Origin of the sequence: Nocardioides aestuarii (assembly GCF_039527245.1) — a bacterium.
Lineage (GTDB): Bacteria > Actinomycetota > Actinomycetes > Propionibacteriales > Nocardioidaceae > Nocardioides > Nocardioides aestuarii.
Window position 1 is genome coordinate 283,278 of sequence record NZ_BAAAJT010000002.1, and the last position, 24,673, is coordinate 307,950.

Genomic DNA, 24,673 nt, shown 5'->3' on the forward strand with positions numbered 1-24,673 from the left:
GCCGGTCAGGCCCTGCGGAACAGCATCGTGTGGATCACGGGGGCGGCGAGCACGCCGATCATGAGGGCGAGGACCACCGCGGTGAGGCTGGAGGTCACCACCCAGGTCAGCACCACCGCGGCCAGCACCAGGGCGACGGTCGCGCCGGTCTGGCGGCGGCGGCGCTCGGCGAGGATGCCGCTCTGCCGGTTGCGGCGACGGTCGGGGAGCCAGCCGGTCAGCGCACGACGGCGAGCGGCCCGGCGCTCCCGGCGCTCGGCCTCGGCCGCGCGCGCCGCTGCCAGGAGGGCGGCCTGGCGCTCCCGCTCCTCCCGACGGCGCCGCCGTTCCTTGCTCACAGCGACGCCACCCAGTTGCGGAGCAGGGCAGCACCGGCGTCGCCGGACTTCTCGGGGTGGAACTGGGTGGCGGTGAGGGGGCCGTTCTCGACCGCGGCGACGAAGCGGTCGCCGCCGTGCTCGGCCCAGGTCACGAGCGGGGCGCGGGTGCGGTCGTTCGTCTCGAGGATCCAGTCGCGGACGCCGTAGGAGTGGACGAAGTAGAACCGCTCGTCCTCGATGCCGGCGAACAGCGAGGTGCCGTCGGGTGCGTCGACCGTGTTCCAGCCCATGTGGGGCACGATCGGCGCCTGCAGCCGCTCGACGACGCCGGGCCACTCGTCGCAGCCGTCGGTCTCGACACCGTGCTCGACGCCACGTGCGAACAGCACCTGCATCCCGACGCAGATCCCGAGCACGGGACGTCCGCCCGCCAACCGGCGGCCGATCAGCCGGTCGCCCTTGACCGAGCGCAGGCCGGCCATGCACGCGGCGTAGGCGCCGACACCGGGGACGAGCAGGCCGTCGGCGGCGAGCCCCGCCTCGAAGTCCGAGGTCAGCTCGACGGTCGCGCCGGCGCGCTCGACAGCACGGACCGCGGAACGGAGGTTCCCCGACCCGTAGTCGAGCACGACGACCTTCGGAGTGCTCAGAGCGCACCCTTGGTCGAGGGGACCCCGGTCTCGCGCGGATCGATCGCCACGGCGTCGCGGAAGGCGCGGGCGAACGCCTTGAACTGCGCCTCCACCAGGTGGTGGGGGTCGCGGCCCCCGAGGACCCGCACGTGCAGCGCGAGGTGGGCGTGGAAGGCGAGCGTCTCGAAGACGTGCCGGGTCAGCGAGCCGGAGTAGCCCGGGTCGCTGCCGATCACGACGTAGGCCTGGCCCTCGGGCTCGCCCGTGTGGACGCAGTAGGGCCGGCCGGAGATGTCGACGACGGCCTGGACCAGCGCCTCGTCGAGCGGGACGGTCGCGTCGCCGAACCGGCGGACGCCGCTCTTGTCGCCCAGCGCCTCGCGGATCGCCTGGCCGAGCACGATCGCGGTGTCCTCGACGGTGTGGTGGGCGTCGATGTGGGTGTCGCCCTCGGTGCGGACGACGAGGTCGACCAACCCGTGGCGGGCGAAGGCGGTGAGCATGTGGTCGTAGAAGCCGACACCGGTCGCGATGTCGTGGCGTCCGGTGCCGTCGAGGTCGACCTCGACGTGGACCTTCGACTCCGACGTCGCGCGGTCGAGCGTGGCGGTGCGGTTCACAGTTCCTCCATGACCTCGGTGAGTGCCGTGCGGAATTGTCCCATCTCCACCGGGGTGCCGATGGACACCCGCAACCATCCGGCCGGACCGGTCTCGCGGATCAGCACCCCGCGGTCGAGCAGGCCCTGCCAGACCGCGTGGCGGTCGGCGAAGGTCCCGAAGAGGACGAAGTTGGCGTCGGAGTCGGCGACCGTGAGCCCCCGCGCCCGCAGCCAGTCGACGGTGGCGTCGCGCTCGGCCCGCAGGTCGTCGACCCTCGCGAGCAGCTCGTCGGCGTGCCCGAGGGCCGCCAGCGCGGCCGCCTGCGTGACCGCCGAAAGGTGGTAGGGCAGCCGGACGACGCGGATCGCGTCGGCGATCGCCGGGTCGGCGGCGAGGTAGCCCAGCCGGCCGCCGGCGAGCGCGAACGCCTTGCTCATCGTCCGGGTGACGACGAGGTTGCGGTGGGAGGGCAACAGCTCGAGAGCGCTCGGGGTGTCCGTACGCCGGAACTCGCCGTAGGCCTCGTCGACCACGACCAGGCCGTCCCCGGCGGCCTCGCAGAGCACCCCGATCGCGTCGTGCGGGAGTGCGGTGCCGGTCGGGTTGTTGGGGCTCGGCAGCAGCACGACCGAGGGCCCGACCTCCTCGACCAGCGACCGGGCGTGGTCGAGGTCGAGGGTGAAGTCGTGCTCGCGGTGGCCGACCACCCACTCGGTGATCGTGTCGCGCGCGTACTCGGGATACATCGAGTAGGTGGGCGCGAAGCTCAACGCCCGCCGCCCGGGCCCGCCGAACGCCTGGAGCAGCTGGAGCATCACCTCGTTGGACCCGTTGGCGGCCCACACCATGTCGGGAGTGACGTCGCTGCCGCCCGAGGCGTTGAGGTAGGCGGCCAGGGCGCCGCGCAGTGCGACGAACTCGCGGTCGGGATACCTGTTGAGGCTGGAGGCCGCCTCGCCCACGGCACGGGCGATGGCGGCGGCGCAGGCCTCGCTGGGGCCGTAGGGGTTCTCGTTGACGTTGAGCTGGACCGGCGCCTGCTCGAGGCTCAGCTGGGGCGCGCCGTAGGGCTCGAGCCCCCGGAGCTCCTCGCGCAGCGGCGGCCAGGTCTCGGCCGCGGTCACCGGTCGTCGTCCAGCCGGATCGAGACGGCCCGGCCGTGGGCCGGGAGGTCCTCCGCCTCGGCGAGGACCGTGACGTGCCCGGCGACCTCCGCGAGCGCCTCGCGCGAGTAGTCGACGACGTGCATCGAGCGCAGGAAGGCGCGCACCGACAGTCCCGAGGAGTGACACGCGCAGCCCGCGGTCGGCAGCACGTGGTTGGACCCGGCGGCGTAGTCGCCCAGGCTCACGGGGGCCCACGGGCCGACGAAGACCGCGCCGGCGTTGCGGACGCGCGCCGCGTGGGCGCGGGCGTCGCGGGTGTGGATCTCGAGGTGCTCGGCCGCGTAGGCGTTGACCACGTCGAGGCCCTGGTCGACGTCGTCCACCAGCACGATCCCCGACTGGGGTCCCCCGAGGGCGGTGAGCACCCGCTGGTCGTGGCGGGTGGCCGGGACCTGCTTCTCCAGCTGGACCACGACGTCGTCGGCGAGCCGCTCGGAGTCGGTGACGAGGACGCTCGCCGCGGCCGGGTCGTGCTCGGCCTGGCTGATCAGGTCGGCGGCGACGTGGCCCGCGTCGGCGGAGTCGTCGGCGAGGACGGCGATCTCGGTGGTGCCGGCCTCCGAGTCGATGCCCACGACGCCGCGCAGCAGCCGCTTCGCCGCCGCCACGTAGACGTTGCCGGGCCCGGTGACGAGGTCGACCTTGCGGCACGAGCCCGCGCCGTGGCCGAACATGGCGATCGCCTGGGCACCGCCGACGGAGTAGACCTCGTCGACACCGAGCAGCGCGCAGGCCGCCATGATCGTCGGCTCGGGCAGTCCACCGTGGTCCTTCTGCGGCGGGCTGGCCAGGGCGATCGACCCGACACCGGCGACCTGGGCGGGAACGACGTTCATCACGACGCTCGACACCAGCGGGGCGAGACCGCCGGGGACGTAGAGGCCGACCCGGTCCATCGGGACCTTGCGGTGGGTGACGACCGCGCCGGCCGCGACCTCGGTCGTCACGTCGCGCTCGAGCTCGGCCTCGCAGGTCGCCCGGAGGCGGCGCACGGACTCCTCGAGGGCCGCCCGCACGTCGGGGTCGAGCTCCTCGAGCGCGCGGGCCATCACCTCGCGCGAGACGACGACGTCGTCGAGGTCCACGCCGTCGAACTGGGCGGTGTACTCGAGGACCGCCTCCAGACCACGGTCGCGCACGGCGTCGACGACCGGCCGCACGAGATGGGCAGCGGCCTCCACGTCGAGCTCCGCGCGCGGCACGACCGCGCGGTAGTCGACGGGCCCGGCTGAGCCGTCCGTGGCCCGGAGGTCGATGCGTCGGATGATCACCCGCCCGATTCTAGTTTCGGCGCGTCGTCGCGCCGAGTCGGCGCCGGTGACTGGACCAGGGCTACCGTCGGAGGGGTGATGGACCCGCTGCCGATGTTCCCGCTGAACTCGGTCATGTTCCCCGGGGTCAGCATCCCCCTGCGGGTCTTCGAGGACCGCTACCGCGCCCTGGTCCACCACCTGCTGCGCGTCGCCGATCCCACCGACCGGCTCTTCGGCACGGTCGCGATCCGGGAGGGCTACGAGGTCGGCGACCACGGCGCCCAGTCGCTCTACAAGGTCGGGTGCCGGGTCCGGATGACCGACGTCGAGCCGCGCCCGGACGGGACCTTCGACCTCGTCGCCGTCGGCCTCGACCGGATCGAGCTCGAGCGGCTCGACACCACCGGGTCGTTCCCGCTCGGCCACGTCAGCGCGCGGCCCGAGCACGGCGGGGCCGTGGCGTCGGAGGTGGTCGAGCAGGCCCGGGCCGTCTTCACCGCCTACCGGGTCGCGCTGGCCGAGATCCGCTCCGACCCCTACCCCGCACCGCTCCCCCAGGACCCGACCTACCTGTCGTGGACGCTCGCGGCCGTCGCCCCGCTCCCGATGCCCGACCGCCAGTCCCTGCTCGAGGCCGAGGACGCCGGTCTGAGGCTCCGGCTGGTCACCGACCTGCTGCGGACCGAGCTCCGGGCCATGAACGTGATCCCGTCGCTGCCGGCCACCGAGGTCGCCCGCACCCGCTGGTCACCCAACTAGGCGTGGCCAAGAGGCAGAAGGGCGGTACGCCGGCCACCGTCGCGCTCGACGCGGCCGGCATCAGCTACGCCCTTCTCCCCTACGACCACGACCCCCGAGCCGAGTCCTACGGCCTCGAGGCGGCCGAGGCGTTGGGGATCGACCCGGCCCGCGTGTTCAAGACGCTGGTCGCCCGGCTCGACGGCCGCGAGCTGGTCGTGGGCGTGGTCCCGGTCTCGGGGCAGCTCGACCTCAAGGCACTCGCGCGGGCGCTCGGCGGGAGCCGGGCGGCCATGGCACCGGTCCCGGACGCCGAGCGCGCGACCGGGTACGTCGCCGGTGGCATCTCCCCCGTGGGCCAGAAGCGGTCGCTGCGCACCGTGCTCGACGAGACCGCGACCGCCCACGACACGATCCTCGTGTCCGCCGGGCGCCGCGGGCTCGACCTGGAGATGGTTCCGGCCGACCTGGTCGCGATCACGGGAGCGATCACGTGCCAGATCGGCCGGAGCTGACGAGACGGCGTCAGTCGGTCGTCAGGCGCAGGACCCCGTGGGAGGTCCCGTCGTCGACCCACGAGGTCATGCCCAGCCCCTCGAGCGGCGCGACGTCGTCCTGCGCCTCCTGCTGGCCCTCGAGGAGGCCGGCGAGCCAGTCGTTGGCGTCGAAGTTGACGAAGAACACCGCGCTCGCGTCGTCACCCTCGCGGATCACGTTCTGGTAGACCGCGGAGTCGCCGAGGTTGCCGTCGCCGAGCAGGCTGCTGCGGAAGTCGGGGCTCGGCCCCACGGCGACGTAGTCACCGTCCGCGTCGGTGCCGAGGAAGGTGCCGGCCTCGGGCCCCATGGACTGCGAGATCTTGCCGAACACGTCCTCGATGGCCGCGGCGTCGCCCTGGATCTTGGCGCCCACCGGGATGCTGCTGCCGTCGGCGGAGCTGAAGATCGCCTCGGGGTCGATGTCGCTGCCGACCGCGAGGACCGCGGACTCGCCGAAGGCGGTCTCGACGTCGTCGAAGCTCAGGCCGGCCATGGCCTGCAGCTGCGCCTCGAGGTCCTCGGCGGACATCTCGCCGCCCGACGACGCGACGGCCTGATCGACGATGGTGGTCAGCCAGCCCTCGCCGAGGCCGAAGCCCAGGGCGGCCGCCGTGTCCTCCGGCAGCGTTGCGAGGACGTCGTCGCCGCGGTCGGTCGACAGTGCGGCGGTCTGCTCGGAGCCGGTGGCTGCGGCGCCCTCGATCTCCAGCGCACCGTCGGAGAACCGCACGGTGGCGGCCATGCCCTGGAAGTTCTCCAGCGCCTGGGTCATCTCGGGGCTCGACTCCATGCCCTCGGCACCCATGGGGTCCATGGGCATGCCGAGCATGGTGCCGGGCGAGAACTCGTCGGACAGCTCGGCGAGGGCCTGGGCAGCCTCGGGAGCGGCGTACATCGTCATGACGCCGGGGTCACCGACCTCACCGGTCCAGCGCTGGAAGTCCTCGTCGTCGGCGAGCGTGCCGTCACCGGTGGCATCGACCACCTGCTGGGCGAGGTCGTCGGTCTCGGCCACGACGGCCCAGTCGCCCTCGACGACCCAGCCCATCGCGTCGCCCTCACCGTGGCACGCGGCCAGCTGGGCCAGCCCGTCCTCGGCCGCGCCGGCGTCGGAGACCTGGAGCACGCCCACCGGGGTGGGCGCGTCGTCGCCGAGGTCGACGGCGGCCACGGCGAACCGGTAGCCCAGCCACGGCTTGACGTCGTCGTCGTAGGACAGGCCCTCGCAATCGGCCTCCGCGAACACCTTCGCGAGGAGGTCGTCGTCGGCGTTGATGCCGCCCAGCTCCTTGTCGAGGCTCGGGAACTTCTTGATCATCTCGAGCGCCTCGATCTTCTGGCTGCCGCTCGGGTCGAGATCGACCGACGCGTATCCGAGGGTGCCGGCCGGCAGCGCCTCGGCGGGCTGCGAGCCGGTGGCGAAGAACGACATCGCCGCCCAGGCAGCGCCGCCGACCAGGCCGAGGCCGACCACGGCGCCGCCGGCCACGAGGGCGGTACGACGGGCGCCGCCCCCGCCGCCGGACCGGGTGGTGTCGGGACCGACCGGCTCGCCGCCGGTCTGGTCGAGGAACTCCGGACCGCCGGACGGCGGCGGGGTGCTGCTGGACATGGTGTGTCTCCCCAGGGTGTGCTCGGACGCCCGCGTTGGACGGCCGGTGGTCGTGGGACGGACGCGGTGGGGCGTCGGTTCCCGTGGCTCGATCCTACCGAGTGGGAGTGCTGCCCCGGCCCGGTTCGGGCTGAGCGGGGGTGAGACCGATGAAGACGACGACGAGCCCGGTGAGCGCCCCGGCGGGCAGACTCGCGAGCGCCCCGGCTCCCGAGACCTCGAGGGCGCCCGGCAGCGTCGTGCCGTCTGCGGCGGTGCGGGCGGCGACCGCCGGGTCGGGCGGCGCGAGCAAGAGACCGACCTGCAGCATGAGCCAGGCTCCGAGGGCTGACCCGAGGACGACGGTCACGAGCGTCAGCAGGGCCACCCGGTCGACGAACCAGGCGCACGCCGCCCCCGCGAGCAGGCCGGCGACGAGCGCCACCACGACGTACTGGCCGGTGCCCGTGAAGAGCTCGCGCAGCCCCGCGTCGTCCGGCACCCACGCGTGGTCGACGACGACACCGGTGGGGGGTGTCCACCAGAGCTCCCAGACGACACCGGCGAGCGAGCCGACAGCGGCGAAGACCAGCAGCACGATCACGACGTCGCGCAGCCCCCACCACGGTGAGGCGTGGTGGGCCGGAGCCGGGTGGGTGGTCAGCTCTGGAGACACCCGGGTCCCAGCAGCTGCTTGAGGTCGGCGAAGAGGGCGGGGCTCGGGCTGACGCGGTGGGCGTCACCCAGCTTCATCATCAGCGTCTTGTCGCGCATCAGGAGCTGGAGATGGACCTCGGTGACACCGGGATGGGTGCGCAGGACGTCCTTGAGCTGCTCGACGGTGCCGGCGTTGACCCGGGTCTGGGGCAGCTTCAGGACGACCGGGCCGGAGGGCCCGTCGGTGAGGTCGGGGACGGTCACCTCCTGGGCGTGGATCTCGGGCTGGTCCTTGCTCCGCGAGAGCCGTCCCTTCACCGTGATGATCGCGTCCTCGGACAGGAGCGTGCTGGCGAGCTGGTAGGAGCTCGGGAACAGCAGGACGTCGATCGCGCCGTCGAGGTCCTCGAGGGTCACCAGCGCCCAGGTGTCACCGCGCTTGGTGACCTTGCGCTGCACCGAGGTGACCAGACCGCTGATCGTGATCGGCGACCCGTCGGGCCGCTCCTCGTCGAGCATCAGCTGGCCGATCGTGCAGTCGGTGCCGCGCGAGAGGAGGTGCTCGAGGCCGAGCAGCGGGTGGTCGGAGACGTAGAGGCCGAGCATCTCCCGCTCGTGGCCGAGCAGGGTCATCTTGTCCCACTCGTCGAGGTCGGGGATCGTCACCGAGATCCCGAAACCCGAGGCACCGTCGTCGTCGAGACCGTCGAACAGGGAGTCCTGTCCGATGGCCTCGTTGCGCTTGATGTCGACGTACTGGTCGACGGCCGTCTCGTGGACGTGGACCAGCGCCCGCCGGAAGTGCTTCATGTCGTCGAACGCGCCGGCCTTGACCAGGGACTCGATGACCCGCTTGTTGCAGACCAGGGCCGGCACCTTGGACATGAAGTCGTTGAAGTCGGTGTAGCGGCTCTCCTGCTCGCGCGCCTCGACGATCGCGGCGACCACGTTGCTGCCGACGTTGCGCACGGCGGTGAGTCCGAAGCGGATGTCCTGGCCGACCGGGGTGAAGTTGGCGTGGGACTCGTTGACGTCGGGCGGCAACACCTGGATCTTCATGCGGCGGCACTCGTTGAGGTAGATCGCCATCTTGTCCTTGTCGTCCTTCACGGACGTCAGGAGCGCGGCCATGTATTCAGCCGGGTAGTTGGCCTTGAGGTAGGCGGTCCAGTAGGACACCAGTCCGTAGGCCGCGGAGTGCGCCTTGTTGAAGGCGTAGTCGGAGAACGGCAGCAGGATGTCCCACAGCGTCTTGACCGCTGCCGCGGAATAGCCGCGCTCGGCCATGCCGGAGGAGAAGCCCTCGAACTGCTTGTCCAGCTCGGCCTTCTTCTTCTTGCCCATCGCCCGGCGCAGGATGTCGGCCTCGCCCAGCGTGTAGCCCGCGAGCTTCTGGGCGATCGCCATGACCTGCTCCTGGTAGACGATCAGGCCGTAGGTCTCGCCGAGGATGTCCTGCAGGGGCTCCGCGAGCTCGGGGTGGATCGCCTCCACCGGCTCGCGGCCGGTCTTGCGCCGGGCGTACTTGTTGTGGGAGTCGGCACCCATCGGACCGGGTCGGTAGAGCGCGCCGACGGCGGAGATGTCCTCGAAGGTGTCGGGCCGCATCGAGCGCAGCAGGGCGCGCATGGGCCCGCCGTCGAGCTGGAAGACGCCGAGCGTGTCGCCACGCTGGAGGAGCTGGTAGGTCGCGGGGTCGTCGAGCGTGAGGTCCTCGAGCACCACCGTCTCGTCGCGGTTCGCGGCGATGTTCTTGATGGCGTCGTCGAGCACCGTGAGGTTGCGCAGGCCGAGGAAGTCCATCTTGATCAGGCCCAGCGACTCGCACGTCGGGTAGTCGAACTGGGTGATGATCGCGCCGTCGGCCGGCCGCTTCATCAGCGGGATCACGTCGAGCAGCGGCTCGCTCGACATGATGATGCCGGCGGCGTGGACGCCCCACTGGCGCTTGAGGCCCTCGAGGCCGATCGCGGTGTCGACGACGGTCTTCACGTCGTTGTCGGAGTCGTAGAGCCCCCGGAACTCCCCACCCTCGCCGTAGCGCCCGTGGGCGGGGTCGAAGAGCTGCTTGAGCGGCACGTCCTTGCCCATGACCGCGGCCGGCATCGCCTTGGTGATGCGGTCGCCCATCGCGAACGGGTAGCCGAGGATGCGCGAGGAGTCCTTGACGGCCTGCTTCGCCTTGATCGTGCCGTAGGTGACGATGTAGGAGACCCGGTCGTCGCCGTACTTCTCCGTCACGTACTTGATGACCTCGCCGCGCCGGCGCTCGTCGAAGTCGATGTCGAAGTCGGGCATCGACACGCGGTCGGGGTTGAGGAACCGCTCGAAGATCAGGCCGTGCTCGAGCGGGTCGAGGTCGGTGATGCGCATCGCGTAGGCGACCATCGAGCCCGCGCCGGAGCCGCGACCGGGACCGACCCGGATGCCGTTGTCCTTGGCCCAGTTGATGAAGTCGGCGACCACGAGGAAGTAGCCGGGGAAGCCCATCTGGGTGATGACGCCGATCTCGAAGTCGGCCTGCTTGCGCACCGCGTCGGGGATGCCGCTCGGGTAGCGCACCTGCAGCCCCCGCTCGACCTCCTTGACCAGCCAGGAGTCCTCGTTCTCGCCCGGCGGGCAGGGGAACTTCGGCATGTAGGTGCCGTTGCCCTGGGTGAAGGAGACGTCGCAGCGCTCGGCGATGAGGAGGGTGTTGTCGCACGCCTCCGGCAGGCCGTTGCGGTCGCCCCACAGCTCGCGCATCTCGGCAGCCGACTTGATGTAGTAGCCGTCGCCCTGGAAGGCGAAGCGCTTGCCGCCCTTGTCGTAGGGCGGCTCGCTCATCACGCTGCCCGAGGACACGCACAGCAGGTGCTCCTGGGAGGGGGCGTCCTCCTGGCGCACGTAGTGGGAGTCGTTGGTCGCGATCGGCGGGATCCCGAGGTCCTTGCTGAGCCGGAGCAGGCCCTCCCGCACCCGGTTCTCGATGGACAGCCCGTGGTCCATCAGCTCGAGGAAGTAGTTGTCGCGCCCGAGGATGTCCTGGAAGTCGGCCGCAGCCTGGCGGGCCTTCTCGTAGTCGCCGATGCGCAGCCAGGTCTGGACCTCGCCCGAGGGGCAGCCGGTGGTGCCGATGATGCCGCGGCCGTGTTCCGAGAGCAGCTCGCGGTCGGCACGCGCGTTGTAGAAGTAACCCTCCATGCTCGCGCGGCTGGAGAGCCGGAAGAGGTTGTGCATGCCCTCGGTCGTCTCGGCGAGGAGGGTCATGTGCGTGTAGGAGCCCGAGCCCGACACGTCGTCCTGGCCGCCGTCGTTCCACCGCACCCGCTTCTTCTCGAAGCGCGAGGTGTTGGGCGTGAAGTAGGCCTCCATGCCGATGATCGGCTTGACGTCGTGGGCCTTGGCCTTGGACCAGAACTCGTAGGCGCCGAACACGTTGCCGTGGTCGGTCATCGCGATGGAGCCCATGCCGAGCTCGGCGGTGCGCGCGAAGAGGTCGTCCAGCCGTGCCGCCCCGTCGAGCATGGAGTACTCGGTGTGGACGTGCAGGTGGGCGAAGGAGCCACTGGAGGATCCAGCCATCGGTGGTGGAGCCACTCCCCTCGGGGGTCGGACGGGCAGGCAGCATCAACGGCTGCCAGGGCCGTCGGTCGTGCTGGGGGAAGAACCAGAAGCCTACGGCAGCGCTCGGAGTCACCGTGGCAGGACGCACCGACAACCCTCCCTGCCGGGACGTGGCGGCGCGGGAGCGCCGCCTTCAGAAGCCGAGCGCGCCGGCGGCGTACGCCGAGAGCGAGGCCTCGCTGGAGTCGACCCGCCAGTCGGCCTCCTTGGCCAGCGAGAACCACGTCAGGCCGCTGACCTCCGGGTGGGTGTCGAGCCAGGCCCACATGTCGGTGATCCAGGCGGCCTTGTCGCCGCCCGCCCACTCCGGGGCGCCGGTCTCGGTGACGTGGATGGGCTTGGTCGACAACGCGTCGAGCTCGGCGACCCCGGGTCCGAACACGTCGCCGAAGGACTGCCACGTCGACCAGGACTGGGTCGTGCCCCAGTTGTAGCCGTCCAGCCCGACCCGGTCGACGACACCGTCGCCGGGGTAGAGGTTCTCCAGGGGCTTCGAACCCGGGTAGGGCACGTTGGCCGTGAACAGCCAGGTCACGTTGGTGGCGCGCTGCTTGTCGAAGACCGACACCACCTTCCTCCAGGCGGCGCGGTAGTCGGCGGCGGTGTTGCCGTTGACCCCCGCTGACCAGGGGTACCAGTCGCCGTTGGCCTCGTGGGCGAACCGGATCACCAGCGGCTGCCCCCAGGCACGCACCTGGCGGGCCCACCGGGTCAGGTAGGTGTCGTAGTCGCCGGCCACGATGCGGTCGAGGGAGTAGTCGGGCTGCGCAGGGCCGGCGGCGGGGTCCCAGGGCTCCCAGACGAGCTCGGGGACCGCGCCGGCAGCGACGACGCGGTCGGCATCGGCGACCGGGAAGTCCCCGCGCAGCGACCAGGCCCGGTAGAAGGTCACCTGGTCGACGTCGACGCCGGTCCGTGCCTCGATCGCCTCGATCTCCGACAGGTCGGTGGGGGCGCCGGCCACGGCGAGGCCCAGCACCTGGTCGGGCGCCGCCAGCGCCGCGGGACGCGACGCCGCGCGGACCGTGCGGGCGGCCTGCGCCGGCGCAGGCAGGACCGAGAGCGTCACGGCTCCGGCCACGACGGCGAGCAGGAGGGCGCGGGTGCGCGTGCGGGGCATCGGGTCTCCCGGGGGTGGAGAGGCGCCGCGGGGTGGGCTGGGGCTGCGGCAACGGCACCAGAGTAGAAGTCTTGTGCACGATTTGTTGCCGTTCTGTGGATCTTCTCCTCAGTCGTCCTCCGCAGCGCCGAGACTCTCGGTGATCACGGCGTGCATGATCCGCGCCACGCGCTCCTCCCCCAGCGAGGGCGCCCTCCTCGCGAGGCGCGCCACGATGTCGCGCTCGCGGTCCGGGTCCCTGCTCGGGTCCACCTCGTGGGGCTGGGTCGCTCGCGTCAGCGCGGCCCGTCGGGCCAGCAGGTCGCCGAGCTCGTCGTCGACCTCGTCGATCAACCGCCGGAAGAAGGACACCGGGTCACGCCCCGGCCAGGCCAGGCGCACGTCGGGCGCACCCTCCTCGTTGGCGTGGCCGTCGGTGGTCTCGAGCTCGACCAGTCCGTGCCGGGCGTAGAACCGTCGGGCTCCGGCGTTGGACTCGAACACCCACAGGCAGAACCCGCCCGGCCGCTCCGCCTTGACCACGTCGAGCAGCGCCGCGCCGACGCCACGACCCGTGGCGGCCGGGGCGAGGAAGAGGTCGTCGAGCCAGTCGCCGGTCAGCACCGCGTAGCCCACCGCCACGCCGTCCTCCTCGGCCAGCCAGCCCGAGCTGGCGCCCTCGAGCCGACCGTGCATCCAGCGACGCGTGGTGGTCCGGTCGTGCACCATCGGCGGCATGCTCGGGACGTTGGCCTCGCGGGAGTCGACGTGGAGGTCCGCCATCGTGTCGGCGTCCCCTGCATCGGCGGGGCGGAGCGTCAGCTCAGTCGGCGTCACGGATCACGTCGAGGGCGTGCTGGAGGTCGTCGGGATACGTCGAGTCATAGCTCACGTAGTCGCCGGTGTCGGGGTGCTCGAAGCCGAGGCGGACGGCGTGCAGCCACTGCCGCTCCAGCCCGACGCGGCGGGCGAGCACCGGGTCCGCGCCGTAGGTCAGGTCGCCGACGCAGGGATGCTTGAGCGCCTGCATGTGGACCCGGATCTGGTGGGTGCGGCCGGTCTCGAGGTGGACCTGGAGCAGGCTGGCGAAGCGGTGGGCCTCGAGGGTCTCGTAGTGGGTCACGCTGTGTCGGCCGTCGGCCATCACCGCGAACTTGTAGTCGTGCCGGGGGTGCCGTCCGATGGGCGCGTCGATGGTGCCCTCGAACGGGTCGGGGTGACCCTGGACGAGGGCGTGGTAGGTCTTGTCGACCGTGCGGCGCCGGAAGGCGTTCTTGAGCAGCGAGTAGGCGTGCTCGGACTTGCAGATCACCATGACACCCGAGGTGCCGACGTCGAGGCGCTGGACGATGCCCTGACGCTCGGACGCCCCGCTCGTGGCGATCCGGAACCCCGCCGCGGCGAGGTGGCCGACCACGGTCTGGCCTCCCCAGCCGGGTGAGGGATGCACCGCGACACCGACCGGCTTGTCGATCACGACGATCGAGTCGTCGTCGTGGATGATCTTGATGCCCTCGACGATCTCGGGGACCACCTCGAGCGGGTCTGCCTCGGTGGGGATGCTGACCTCGAGCAACGCGCCGGGCTCGACCCGGTGGCTCTTGGCCACGGCGTCGCCGTCGACCTTCACGTGGCCCGAGGCGACCAGGTCGGCGGCTCGGGTGCGCGAGAGCCCGAAGAGTCGGGCCAGGGCCGCGTCGACGCGCTCGCCGTCGAGGCCGTCGGGGATGCTGAGGGTGCGGTGGTCGACCTCGGTCACGACTGCTCGACCCCGCTCGCGTCGGCGCCCTCACGTCGTCCGTCGAGCCCGACGCCGCGGAAGGTCTGGAGCAGGATCACGCCCGCCGCGACGTTGATGCAGATGTCGGCCACGTTGAACACCGGCCAGTTCGGCACCATGAACAGGTCGATCACGTGGCCGAGCATGGGCCCGGGGTCGCGGAACAGCCGGTCGGTCAGGTTGCCGGCCACTCCGCCGAGCAGGCAGCCGAGACCGACGGCCCACCACGGGTCGGCGATGCGACGGGAGAACCACAGCACCACGCACACCGCCGCGATGGCCAGGCAGCTCAGCGCGAACGTGTACTGGGTCCCGGTGCTGAACGCCGCGCCCGGGTTGCGGACGAGGTGGAGCACGAACCAGTCACCGAACACCTCGACGTCGCCGTCGGCCAGGCGGGTCACAGCGAGGTGCTTGGTGACCAGGTCGGTGGCGTAGGCAGCAGCGGCAACGGCCGCGAAGACCAGCTTGAACCGGGTGGCCCGTCGCGGGTCGGCCGGGTTGCCGGTGCCCGGCCCTGCGGTGGTGTCGGCGTCGTTCAGCGACGCTCCTCGCGCTGCTTGCATGTCATGCACAGTGTGGCACGCGGGAATGCCATGGCCCGCATCTTGCCGATGGGGTTGCCGCACGACTCGCAGGTGCCGTAGGTGCCGTCGACGATGCGTGCGAGCGCGCGGTCGATCTGGGCCAGCTTCTCCCGCTCGTTGTTGACGACGGTCAGCTCGTGGTCGCGCTCGAAGCTCGTCGCGCCCATGTCGGCCTGGTCGTGCCCGGCGCCGTCACCGGCGTCGCGCATCAGCCCGTCGAGCTCGGCTTCCTGCGCCTCGAGGGTCTGCGAGACCTTGTCGCGCATCTGGGTGAGCTCGGAGCGCACCTCGTTGATCTCGGCCCGGGTCCAGGCGCTCTCACCCTCCTTGACCCGCAGTGCGCTGACCTTCGCAGCCGACGTCGTCGCTCCTGCCTTCTTCGCCGGCGCGGCCTTCTTCGCCGGCGCAGCCTTCTTCGCCGGCGCAGCCTTCTTGGCGGGCGCGGTCTTCTTCGCCGCGGTCTTCTTCGCCGCGGTCTTCTTCGCCGCGGCCTTCTTCGCGGGCGCGGCCTTCTTCGCGGGCGCGGCCTTCTTCGCGGGCGCGGCCTTCTTCGCGGGCGCGGCCTTCTTCGCCGCGGTCTTCTTCGCGGGCGCGGCCTTCTTCGCGGGCGCCGCCTTCTTCGCGGGCGCGGCCTTCTTGGCGGGCGCCGCCTTCTTCGCCGGCGTCGCCTTCTTCGCGGGCGCCTGGTTGGTCGTCGGAGACCCCTCGGCGGCCGGCTTGCGGCGGATCGCCTTCTTCGCCGCGGACACCGCCGAGCTGGCGAGCGACTTCTTGGTGGTGCGAGCCATGGGGTCGAGGCCTCCTGGGTGCGTGGCGCCCGTGGCGACAGCCACGACGTCGGCGGAAGGTTAGCCCGGTGCGCAGGGTCCATCAAGCACCCCACGCCAGTGCGGACACGACAACGGGCCCGACTCACCCCGGTGGGTGAGTCGGGCCCGTCGGACAGGTCCGTGCGCGGCTGGGCGGGCGCTCAGCCCTCGTCGTCGCCGAGGATCGAGCGCAGACGCTTCGGCGCCGGCTCGGCGGGGCTCATCGGGCGCCCACCCTCCGACGGCGACTCGAGCGACTCGAGCTGCTGGGTGAAGTAGGACTTGAGCCGGGAGCGGTACTCGCGCTCGAAGGAGCGCAGGTTCTCGACCTCGGTGTTGAGCTTGTCGCGCTCACGCTCCAGGTCACCGAACATCTGCTGGCGGCGCTCGGCGGTCTCGCCGTCGAGCATCTCGGCGCGGCGCCGGGCGTCGGCCTCGAGCCGGTCGGCCTTGTCCTTGGACTCGGAGTCCATGCGCTCGGCCTTGGTGCGGGCCTCGCCGATGATCCGGTCGGCCTCGTTCTTGGCCTCCTCGACGAGCTCGTCGGCGTTACGGGTCGCGATCTCGAGCAGCCGTGCGGCGGCGCTGGAGGCCTCGGGGACCGTCTCGACCTTGATGGTCTCGACCGGGGAGGAGGCTGCGGCGGCCGCGGCGACGGGAGGCGCAGGCGCCGGGGTCGGCTCCGGCTCCGGCTCCGGCTCGGGCTCCGGCTCCGGCTCGGGCTCCGGGGCTCGCTCCTCGACCTTCGGCGCCGGCGGCGGGTCGAAGGACACGGTCTGCCCGGACTGGGCAGCGGACAACTTCGACCGGAGGTCGTCGTTCTCCTTGGTGAGCCGTGCGAGCTCGGCCTCCACCTCGTCGAGGAACTGGTCGACCTCCCCCATGTCGTAGCCCTCGCGGAGCCGGACGGGAGTGAATCGCTTGTTGCTCACGTCCTCAGGCGTCAGCGGCATGATCTCACCCATTCTTGATCGCGTACGGAAATGACTGTCGTGGGAACAATAGCGCCTGCCCCGCTGCAGGTCAGCGCGCCGGGGTCAGGCAGATCGTGCAGGTCAGAAGACCCGGAGCACCACCGAGCGCAACAGCAACGCGGCGATCAGGACGATGATGAAGCTCAGGTCGAGCGCCACCTGTCCCAGCCTCAGTGGCGGCACCACCCGCCGGAGTGCCTTGATCGGCGGATCGGTGATCGAGTAGACCACCTCGAGGAGCACCAGCAGGACGCCGCGAGGGGACCACGAGCGCGCGAAGACCTGGACCCAGTCGATGATGAACCGGATCCAGAGCAGCGCGATGAAGGCGGTGAGCAGGCCGTAGACGACCTGCCCGACAGGATTCACGAGGGTCTCAGCTCTGGTTGAAGAAACCGCCCTCGGCGAGCCGCTGCTTCTCCTCGGCGGCCACGGTCACGTTGGGGGGCGAGAGCAGGAAGACCTTGTTCGTCACGCGCTCGATGCTGCCACGCGTGGCAAACACCAGGCCCGCGGCGAAGTCGACCAGCCGCTTGGCGTCGTTGTCGTCCATCTCCGAGAGGTTCATGATCACCGGTACCCCTTCGCGGAAGTTCTCCCCGACGGTGCGCGCCTCGTTGTAGGTACGCGGGTGGAGGGTGGTGATGCGGGACATCTCTGCGACGACTCCAGTCACTGCGGTGGGCCCCGAGGCCGGTCGCCGGCGCTCGGAGAGGTCGGACACGGGGGCAGGGCGGGACTCCCGGTGCCCCCGGGCGGGGACGGCCGAGGTCTCGGCCGTCTCGTGGTCGCTGTCGTAGTCGTCGTCGTACCGGCCGGTGTCCTCGAGCAGGCCGAGGTACTCGCCGATCCTGCGCATCGCGCCGCTCATGACGTGGTTGTCCTCCGGGGTCCCGGCGCCCGTGGGGGCACCTGCTGTGTGTGTGACACTACTTGTCCACCGGCCTCGGGCCGAGGATTGCGGAGCCGACGCGCACGTGTGTCGCGCCGGCGTGGATCGCGGCCTCCAGGTCGCCGGACATGCCGGCGGACATCGAGGTGGCGTCGGGGTGGTCGGCGAGGAAGTCCGACCTGATGTCGGCGAGGCGGGCGAAGGCCGCCGCAGGGTCCTCCCCCAGGGGCGCCACGGCCATCAACCCGCGCAGCCGCAGGGACGGGTGCTGGGACACCGCGGCCGCCAGCTCCGGCAGGTCGACCGCGTCGACGCCGGCGCGACCGTCGGTGCCCGGCGGGTCCAGGCTGACCTGGAGCAGCACGTCGAGGTCGGTGCCGCGGTCGTGGGCCCCACGCTGGAGGCCCTTGAGCACCTTGGCGCGATCGACGGACTCGACGACGTCGGCGTAGGAGGCCACCGCGGCGGCCTTGTTGCTCTGGAGCCCGCCGATGAAGTGCCAGACGAGGTCGAGGTCGGCGCACTCGGCCGACTTGTCGACCGCCTCCTGATGGCGGTTCTCGCCCACGTGGCGCACGCCCAGCTCGGCGAGCAGCGCCACGTCGGCGGCCGGGAAGAACTTGGTGACGACCACGAGCGTGACGTCGCCCGGGTCGCGGCCGGCCTCGCGACAGGCGCCGTCGACCCGGTCCCGGACCGTCTGGAGGCCGTGCGATATCTCGTCGCGACGAGTCATGGCGCCACCATCCAGATCACGCCGGCGAACCGGGTGGCGGCATCGCCGTCACGCCGGTAGGACGGCAGGTCAGGGGTCTCCCGGGTGCACCCGCCCACGTCGCGCACGTCGCGGACACCGGCCCCCGCGAGCTGGGCGCGCACCCCCGCGCCGAGGTCGAGCGCCGGCGTGCCCCAGCTGGTCTCGGACCGTGACTCCGGCACCAGCGCTGCCACCTCGTCGCGCATCGCGGCCGGCACCTCGTAGCAGGAACCGCAGACGTGGGGCCCGACCCAGGCGACGAGGTCGGCGGCGCCGAGCGCGCGCACCCGCTCGACCGCGGCCGGCACCACTCCCGCCGCCAGGCCGGGACGGCCCGAGTGGACCGCGGCCACGACACCGGCGACCGGATCGGCCAGCAGCACCGGCACGCAGTCGGCCGCGCGGGCCAGCAGCGCGACCCCGGGCGTCGTCGTCACGAGGGCGTCGCACGTGGGGGCCGGACCGTCGTCGCCGCTGGTCACCGACACGGTGGCGCCGTGCACCTGGTGCATCACCACGGGCAGGGCGCCCGTCTCGACCGCGACCGCGTCGAGCGCGGCCCGGCGTACGTCGGCGGGTGCGCGGTCGCCGACGTCGAGGGAGGCGCCGGTGAAGGCGACCTCGATGACGAGGTCGCCTTCGATCCGATCACGCAGTCTCAGTGACACCAGTCGGACTCACTTCAAGAAGTCGGGCACGTCCAGGTCGTCGTCGTCGAACTGGACCTGACGTGGCTGCGGCTTGGGGGTCACGGGCTGGGCCTGCGGTGCCGGCGAGGGGCGCGTCTGCTCCGTCGCCGGGGCCGGCTGGGTGACCTGCTGGCTCGGCTTGGGGCGGGCGGGCGCCTTGGTCGCGAGCGCCTCGGCGGCGGCGCGGGTCTCGGCCTGAGTCTGCTGGGGTGCGCTCTGGCGACCGAGGACGGTGCCCTCGTTGCGGCGCTTGGGCATCCCGCCGTCGAAGCCGGCAGCGATCACGGTGACCCGGACCTCGTCGCCCAGGGCGTCGTCGATCGTCGCACCGAAGATGATGTTGGCCTCGTTGTGCGCCGACTCCGCGACCAGCGCCGCGGCCTCGTTGATCTCGAAGAGACCGAGGTCGGAGCCGCCGGCGATCGACAGCAGCACGCCGTGGGCGCCCTCGATGCTCGCCTCGAGCAGCGGCGAGGACACCGCCATCTCCGCCGCCGCGACGGCCCGGTCCTCGCCGCGCGCGGAGCCGATGCCCATGAGGGCGGACCCGGCGTTGGCCATGACCGACTTCACGTCGGCGAAGTCGAGGTTGATCAGGCCCGGGGTGGTGATCAGGTCGGTGATGCCCGAGACACCCTGCAGGAGCACCTGGTCGGCCTGCTTGAAGGCGTCGAGGACCGACACGTTGCGGTCGCTGATCGAGAGCAACCGGTCGTTGGGGATGACGATGAGGGTGTCGACCTCCTCGCGCAGCTGGGCGATGCCCTCCTCCGCGGAGTTGGCGCGGCGCCGACCCTCGAACGCGAACGGCCGGGTCACGACCCCGATCGTGAGCGCGCCGAGCGACCGCGCGATCCGCGCGACCACGGGCGCACCACCGGTGCCGGTGCCGCCGCCCTCACCGGCGGTGACGAAGACCATGTCGGCGCCCTTGATGACCTCCTCGATCTCGTCGGAGTGGTCCTCGGCCGCCCTGGCGCCCACCTCGGGGTTGGCGCCGGCACCGAGGCCGCGCGTGAGCTCGCGGCCGATGTCGAGCTTGACGTCGGCGTCGCTCATGAGCAGCGCCTGGGCGTCGGTGTTGATGGCGATGAACTCCACGCCCTTCAGACCGACCTCGATCATGCGGTTGACGGCGTTGACGCCGCCGCCGCCGATGCCGACGACCTTGATGATCGCCAGGTAGTTCTGTGCTGCCGCCATGGGGCTCTCGCCTCTCGCTTCCGGTGTGGGTGTGCTGCTGGTGTCGTGGGCGGCCCCCGGGGAGGGGCCGGAACTGTAACCCTGAGGTGGAGGGTTATAGTTATGTCAACCTCGTGATGACCACGAAACTAGGCGCCGGGGCGACGCGGAGCGCGCAGACACGCCGCGTGTCGCCGAGATTGCACCCGACGAGGAGCCCCGTCAGGGCAGGAAGCTGGGACGGCCCGGGACGCTCACGTCGATGTCGGCCGGGCCGTCGCCTCCCGGGGACGGCTGCGCGTCCTCGAGCATCGCGACGAGGACCTCCGCCTTGAGGTCGGAGTCGTCCGCGCTCCCCCACGCCACGGTGCGGCCGTCGCGCATCACCAGGGACACCTGGTCGACCGTGGCGACCTCCACGTGGTCGACCCGGGTCGCGAGGTCGTCGGGCAGCGCGGAGACGACGGACGCAGCCTCCTCGAGCGCCTCACGCCCTGCGCCCGCCTGGGTCGTGACGCGCGGCAGGTCGGCCGGGGCGGAGCGGTAGGAGTCGAAGACGACACCCTCCTGGTCGAGGGCGCGCAGTCGTCCACCGATGTCGACGACCGCCACCGGCTCACGCTCGGCCACCGCGATGACGACCGTGTGCGGCCACTCGCGCGTGACGGTCACCTCGCGAACGTCGGCGATCGCCTGCACCCGGCTGCGGACGGAGTCGACGTCGACCCGGACCAGGGGCGTGCCGTCGACGACGCGCGCGGCGGACAGCACCTCCGCGGACGGCAGGTCGTCGGTGCCGGTGACCCGGACCGCGGTCACCGCGAGCACCTGGGAGAACCACACCAGCCAGACGGCTCCGGCCACGACCCCGACCAGCACGAGCGTCGCGAGGACCGGCTTCCAGCGCAGCCACCGGCGCCCCCACTGCCGACGGGCGAAGGCGCGTCGGCTGCGGCGTGCCGCGGCCTCCGCGCGCTCAGCCATCGGCGCGGGCCTCGAGCAACGCGAGCACCTGGGGACCGAGCTCGGTGATGTCACCGGCACCCAGCGTCAGCACGAGGTCGCCCGGACGGGCCCGCGCCGCCAGCGCGGCAGGCACGTCGGCCAGCTGCGGGACGAAGGACACCCGAGCCTCCGGCAGCGGCACGGCCTCGGCCACCAGCGCGCCGGTGACGGCCGGGTCGGCGTCCTCGCGCGCGAGGTAGACGTCGGCCACGACGACCTCGTCGGCGGCACCGAGCGCCTCGCCCATGGCAGCGCCGTAGGTGCGTGTGCGGGAGACGAGGTGGGGCTGGAACGCGACGACCACACGCCCCTCCCCCGCCACCCCGCGCGCCGCGGCGAGGTCGGCGGCGATCTCCTGGGGCATGTGGGCGTAGGAGTCGACGACCCGGACGCCCCCTGCCTCGCCCTTGGGCTCCATGCGTCGACCGCTGCCGGTGAAGGCCTCGAGGCCACGACGCAGTCCCTCGGCATCGAGGCCGAGCCGGTGCCCGAGGGCGAAGGCGGCCAGGGCGTCCAGGACGTAGTGGCGGCCCGGGATCTGGAGGGTCACCTCCGACAGCGCGCGGTGGTCGTGGACGACGGTGAAGCGGGAGGTCGTGCCCTGGAAGACGAGGTCGGTCGCCCGGTAGTCGACGTCGTCGCCGGTGCCGATGGTGACGACGGTCAGGCCGCGCTCGCGGGCAGGGTCCGCCAGGGCAGCAGCGCCGGGGTCGTCGACGCACAGCACGAGGACGCCGCCGTCGTCGATGCGGTCGAGGAACTCCACGAAGGCGGCCCGGTAGGCCTCCTCGCTCCCCCACTGGTCGAGGTGGTCGGCCTCGACGTTGGTCACGATCGCGGCGTGGGGCGAGTAGACCAGGAACGCGCCGTCGGACTCGTCGGCCTCCGCGACGAACCACGGCCCGTCGCCGGCGTCGGCGTTGCGGCCCGTCGTACGCAGCACACCGCCCACGGCGTAGGTCGGGTCGGCGCCGGCGGCGAGCAGCGCCACGGTCAGCAGAGCCGTCGTGGTGGTCTTGCCGTGGGTGCCGGCGACCGCGAGCACGTCGAGGTCGTGCATGACGGCGGCGAGCCCCGCCGACCGGGGCAGGATCCGCAGCCCGCGACGCCGCCCCTCGAGCACCTCGGGGTTGTCCTCGCGGGCGGCCGTCGTCACGACGAGGGTGTCCGCGCCCTCGACCCGGGTGGCGTCGTAGCCGATCGAGACCGGGACGCCGAGCTCTCGCAGGCCTGCGAGGAAGGGCGTCTCGTTGTTGTCGCTGCCGCTGACGGGGACACCGCGGCGGGCCATGATCCGGGCGATGGCCGACAGCGCGGCGCCGCCGATGCCGACGAAGTGGACGTGTCCGAGCCGGTCGGCGGGCAGCAGCTCGTCGGGGACGGGGATCCTCACCTGCCGGCCCCCGCGCAGTCGGCGACGATGCGCGCGAGCTGGTCGTCGGCGTCGCGCGGCACGAGCGCGGCGGATGCACTGCCCATCGCGGCGAGCCGGTCGCGGTCGGTGGCGAGCTCGGGCACCGTCGCGGTCACCCACTCGGCGGTCATCGCCTCGTCGGCGACCTGGAGGGCACCCCCGGCCTCGACGATCGCCCGGGCGTTGCGGTGCTGCTCGCCGTTGCCGATCGGCAGCGGCACGAAGACCGCCGGCAACCCGGTGGCCGCCGCCTCGGACACGCTGCTGGCACCGGCGCGGCAGATGGTGAGGTCGGCCGCGGCCAGGGCCAGGTCCATCCGGTCGCAGAAGTCGAGGACGACGTAGGGGACGTCGGTCGGGCCCGGCTCCGCGCCGCCGTGCTTCCCCTGGATGTGGAGCACCTGCACCCCGGCTGCCGACAGGGCGGCGGAGGCGCCCGAGACCGCCTGGTTGAGTCGACGCGATCCCTGGGACCCGCCGGTGACCATGACGGTCGGCAGGTCGGGATCGAGGCCGAAGAACTCACGCGCCTCGGCGCGCACGGCCGCGCGGTCGAGCGTCGAGATCATCCGTCGCAGCGGCAGCCCGACGTACTCCGCCCCGGGCAGCGGTGTGTCGGGGAAGCTCACCGCGACCCGGGTCGCGACGCGGGCGCCGATCTTGTTGGCCAGGCCGGGGACCGCGTTCTGCTCGTGGACGACCAACGGGAGCTTGCGCCGGCGCGCAGCGAGGTAGACCGGCATCGAGACGTAGCCGCCGTAGCCGACGACCACGTCGGGCCGGACGCGGTCGAGGACGTCGTAGGTCGCGCGGACCGCCTGGCGCAGCCGGACCGGTACCCGCGCGAGGTCGGCGTTCGGCCGCCGCGGCAGCGGCACGGGCGGGATCAGCTCGAGGGGATAGCCCGCCTCGGGGACGACCCGGTTCTCCAGGCCGCGCGGGGTGCCGAGACAGGTGATCGCGACCTCGGGGTCGAGCCGTCGCAGGGCGTCGGCGGTGGCGATCAGGGGCGAGGTGTGGCCGGCGGTACCACCGCCGGCGAGGAGGATCCGCATGGCGGCCCCAGCCTAGAGGTCGGCCCCGGTGGACCGCCCGGCCGCCAGCCCGGCCGAGCGCTGGCGGCGACGCTGGCGCAGGGCGCGCGCCGCCTCGGGCTCCCGGCGGGCGAAGCCGATCAGCAAGCCGAGCGCGACCAGGGTCGGCACCAGCGAGGAGCCGCCGTAGGAGATCAGAGGCAACGGGATGCCGATGACGGGCAGCAGCGCCAGCACCATGCCGACGTTGACGATCATCTGGCCGATGAGCCACGCCACGATCCCGAAGGACATGTAGCGGACGAACGGGTCGTCGGTCTGGGTCGCGACCTTGATCGCGGCGTAGGCGATCGTGAGGAACAGGGCGATGACGAGCAGGGTGCCGACGAGACCGAGCTCCTCGCCGAGCACGGCGAAGATGAAGTCGGTGTGGGCCTCGGGCAGGTCGCCCCACTTCTGGGTGCTGGCACCGATGCCCTCGCCGAAGACCCCGCCCGAGGAGAGGGCGAAGAGTCCGTGGGCGGGCTGCCAGCCCGCGTCGTGGTAGTCCTTGAACGGGTCGACGAAGTTGGTCAGCCGCTCGCGCCGCTCGGTGCTCGTCGTGGCCAGCCAGACCGCCGCCACCCCGATCACCGACAGCGCCAGGGTGAAGAGCCGCGCGGGGGCACCCACCACCCACAGCAGGGCGAGCAGGATGGCGAAGAGCACCAGCGCCGTGCCGAGGTCCTTGCCGACGATGACCAGCAGCGTGATGCCGAGCAGCATCGGGACCACCGGCACCATCACCTGGTGGAGGCTGCCGAGCCGGCGCTCCTTCTGGGCGTAGACGTGGGCCGCCCACAGCACGATCGCGAGCTTGGCGATCTCGGAGGGCTGGATCTGGAAGGGACCGACCGCGAGCCAGTTCTTGTTGCCGTTGACGACCACCCCGAACTTCGCCGTCAGGCCCAGCAGCACGACGGACACGAGGATCGCCAGCCAGGAGATCTGCCGGATCGCGCGGTAGGGCAGCCGTGAGGCGATCCAGGCGCACGGCAGGCCGAGGGCGACCCACATCAGCTGGCGCTTCACGATCGCGTAGGAGTCGCCGTCGTGCTGCTCGAAGGAGTAGACGCTGGAGGCCGACAGCACCATGATCAGCCCGATCGTCAGCAGCAGCGCCGACGCCCCGAGCAGCAGGTAGTAGGAGGTCAGGGGACGGTCGACCGCGTCGCGGAGCGCCCCGAACCAGCGCAGGGGACCGTTCCGACGCGGGGCCTCGGCCGCGTCACCGGAGCCACCGACGCCGTCGAGGCTGTCGTGGGGAGGAGGGCTGGTGGTGGTCACGGGCTCCCCTCCCCCTCTCTC

General features: G+C 72.1%; 24 protein-coding genes and 1 pseudogene. 2 read left to right on the top strand and 23 right to left on the bottom strand.

Translation table 11 applies throughout. The features are described from left to right. Window positions 1–5: 5 nt before the first annotated feature. The 5 genes from ABD091_RS01465 to hisD are packed head-to-tail and all read right to left on the bottom strand — an operon-like array spanning window position 6 to window position 3,988. Window positions 6–338: a hypothetical protein gene (locus tag ABD091_RS01465; protein WP_343915340.1), complete on the bottom strand. Its 333-nt coding sequence runs from the start codon at window positions 336–338 to the stop codon at window positions 6–8. Then, window positions 335–970 (bottom strand): imidazole glycerol phosphate synthase subunit HisH, encoded by a 636-nt coding sequence (gene hisH / locus ABD091_RS01470; RefSeq protein WP_343920855.1) that lies wholly within the window; start codon window positions 968–970, stop codon window positions 335–337. The genes ABD091_RS01465 and hisH overlap by 4 nt, the downstream gene beginning before the upstream one ends. Next, window positions 967–1,572 (bottom strand): imidazoleglycerol-phosphate dehydratase HisB, encoded by a 606-nt coding sequence (gene hisB, locus ABD091_RS01475; RefSeq protein ID WP_343915341.1) that lies wholly within the window; start codon window positions 1,570–1,572, stop codon window positions 967–969. The genes hisH and hisB overlap by 4 nt, the downstream gene beginning before the upstream one ends. Beyond that, a complete protein-coding gene (locus ABD091_RS01480) occupies window positions 1,569–2,678 on the bottom strand; it encodes a histidinol-phosphate transaminase (protein ID WP_343915342.1) in 1,110 nt (369 codons plus the stop codon). Before ABD091_RS01480 ends, hisB begins: the two co-directional genes overlap by 4 nt. Then, the gene (hisD, locus tag ABD091_RS01485) at window positions 2,675–3,988 is read right to left on the bottom strand and encodes a histidinol dehydrogenase (RefSeq protein WP_343920857.1); all 1,314 of its coding nucleotides are present in this window, start codon (window positions 3,986–3,988) and stop codon (window positions 2,675–2,677) included. Before hisD ends, ABD091_RS01480 begins: the two co-directional genes overlap by 4 nt. An 81-nt stretch (window positions 3,989–4,069) precedes the next feature. On the opposite strand from hisD, the gene ABD091_RS01490 reads away from it, so the two are divergent. Then, on the top strand, window positions 4,070–4,732 hold the full coding sequence (locus ABD091_RS01490) for an LON peptidase substrate-binding domain-containing protein (RefSeq protein ID WP_343920859.1): 663 nt from the start codon (window positions 4,070–4,072) through the stop codon (window positions 4,730–4,732). A 2-nt stretch (window positions 4,733–4,734) separates the two neighbouring features. Beyond that, entirely contained in the window at window positions 4,735–5,226 is a 492-nt protein-coding gene (gene ybaK, locus ABD091_RS01495) for a Cys-tRNA(Pro) deacylase (protein WP_343915344.1), read from the top strand. 10 nt (window positions 5,227–5,236) lie between these two features. Here the strand turns inward: ybaK and ABD091_RS01500 are convergent, their stop codons facing one another. The 18 genes and pseudogenes from ABD091_RS01500 to ftsW form a co-directional block, all read right to left on the bottom strand. Then, window positions 5,237–6,862, bottom strand: coding sequence for a DUF3352 domain-containing protein (locus ABD091_RS01500; RefSeq protein WP_343915346.1), 1,626 nt, complete (start codon window positions 6,860–6,862; stop codon window positions 5,237–5,239). A gap of 94 nt (window positions 6,863–6,956) precedes the next feature. Then, entirely contained in the window at window positions 6,957–7,517 is a 561-nt protein-coding gene (locus ABD091_RS01505) for a hypothetical protein (protein ID WP_343915348.1), read from the bottom strand. Continuing rightward, window positions 7,502–11,062: a DNA polymerase III subunit alpha gene (gene dnaE, locus ABD091_RS01510; protein WP_343915349.1), complete on the bottom strand. Its 3,561-nt coding sequence runs from the start codon at window positions 11,060–11,062 to the stop codon at window positions 7,502–7,504. The genes ABD091_RS01505 and dnaE overlap by 16 nt, the downstream gene beginning before the upstream one ends. A 175-nt stretch (window positions 11,063–11,237) precedes the next feature. Further along, window positions 11,238–12,224 (bottom strand): glycoside hydrolase family 26 protein, encoded by a 987-nt coding sequence (locus ABD091_RS01515; RefSeq protein ID WP_343915350.1) that lies wholly within the window; start codon window positions 12,222–12,224, stop codon window positions 11,238–11,240. A gap of 108 nt (window positions 12,225–12,332) precedes the next feature. After that, the gene (locus ABD091_RS01520; protein ID WP_343915352.1) at window positions 12,333–13,040 is read right to left on the bottom strand and encodes a GNAT family N-acetyltransferase; all 708 of its coding nucleotides are present in this window, start codon (window positions 13,038–13,040) and stop codon (window positions 12,333–12,335) included. After that, entirely contained in the window at window positions 13,027–13,962 is a 936-nt protein-coding gene (locus ABD091_RS01525) for an RluA family pseudouridine synthase (RefSeq protein WP_343915354.1), read from the bottom strand. Before ABD091_RS01525 ends, ABD091_RS01520 begins: the two co-directional genes overlap by 14 nt. Continuing rightward, a complete protein-coding gene (gene lspA / locus ABD091_RS01530; RefSeq protein WP_343915355.1) occupies window positions 13,959–14,549 on the bottom strand; it encodes a signal peptidase II in 591 nt (196 codons plus the stop codon). Before lspA ends, ABD091_RS01525 begins: the two co-directional genes overlap by 4 nt. After that, on the bottom strand, window positions 14,522–15,358 hold the full coding sequence (locus ABD091_RS01535) for a TraR/DksA family transcriptional regulator (RefSeq protein ID WP_343915356.1): 837 nt from the start codon (window positions 15,356–15,358) through the stop codon (window positions 14,522–14,524). The genes lspA and ABD091_RS01535 overlap by 28 nt, the downstream gene beginning before the upstream one ends. Before the next feature lie 182 nt (window positions 15,359–15,540). Then, the gene (locus ABD091_RS01540) at window positions 15,541–16,344 is read right to left on the bottom strand and encodes a DivIVA domain-containing protein (RefSeq protein WP_343915357.1); all 804 of its coding nucleotides are present in this window, start codon (window positions 16,342–16,344) and stop codon (window positions 15,541–15,543) included. A 90-nt stretch (window positions 16,345–16,434) separates the two neighbouring features. Then, window positions 16,435–16,722, bottom strand: coding sequence for a YggT family protein (locus ABD091_RS01545; RefSeq protein ID WP_343915358.1), 288 nt, complete (start codon window positions 16,720–16,722; stop codon window positions 16,435–16,437). Window positions 16,723–16,729: 7 nt separating this feature from the next. After that, window positions 16,730–17,224 carry a cell division protein SepF gene (locus ABD091_RS01550; protein ID WP_343915359.1) on the bottom strand — a complete coding sequence of 165 codons (495 nt, stop codon included), beginning with the start codon at window positions 17,222–17,224 and terminating at the stop codon, window positions 16,730–16,732. Between the two features lie 58 nt (window positions 17,225–17,282). Beyond that, complete coding sequence (locus ABD091_RS01555) at window positions 17,283–17,981, bottom strand: YggS family pyridoxal phosphate-dependent enzyme (RefSeq protein WP_343915360.1); 699 nt, start codon at window positions 17,979–17,981, stop codon at window positions 17,283–17,285. Continuing rightward, entirely contained in the window at window positions 17,978–18,670 is a 693-nt protein-coding gene (locus ABD091_RS01560) for a purine nucleoside phosphorylase YfiH/LACC1 family protein (RefSeq protein WP_343915361.1), read from the bottom strand. The genes ABD091_RS01555 and ABD091_RS01560 overlap by 4 nt, the downstream gene beginning before the upstream one ends. Before the next feature lie 284 nt (window positions 18,671–18,954). Beyond that, window positions 18,955–19,894 (bottom strand): annotated as a pseudogene (gene ftsZ / locus ABD091_RS01565) (cell division protein FtsZ); the annotation flags it as partial. Between the two features lie 201 nt (window positions 19,895–20,095). Then, a complete protein-coding gene (locus ABD091_RS01570) occupies window positions 20,096–20,857 on the bottom strand; it encodes a cell division protein FtsQ/DivIB (RefSeq protein ID WP_343915364.1) in 762 nt (253 codons plus the stop codon). Further along, a complete protein-coding gene (murC, locus tag ABD091_RS01575; protein WP_343915365.1) occupies window positions 20,850–22,271 on the bottom strand; it encodes a UDP-N-acetylmuramate--L-alanine ligase in 1,422 nt (473 codons plus the stop codon). The genes ABD091_RS01570 and murC overlap by 8 nt, the downstream gene beginning before the upstream one ends. After that, on the bottom strand, window positions 22,268–23,347 hold the full coding sequence (gene murG / locus ABD091_RS01580) for an undecaprenyldiphospho-muramoylpentapeptide beta-N-acetylglucosaminyltransferase (protein WP_343915366.1): 1,080 nt from the start codon (window positions 23,345–23,347) through the stop codon (window positions 22,268–22,270). The genes murC and murG overlap by 4 nt, the downstream gene beginning before the upstream one ends. Before the next feature lie 12 nt (window positions 23,348–23,359). Beyond that, window positions 23,360–24,652, bottom strand: coding sequence for a putative lipid II flippase FtsW (gene ftsW / locus ABD091_RS01585; RefSeq protein WP_343915367.1), 1,293 nt, complete (start codon window positions 24,650–24,652; stop codon window positions 23,360–23,362). Window positions 24,653–24,673 lie beyond the last annotated feature (21 nt).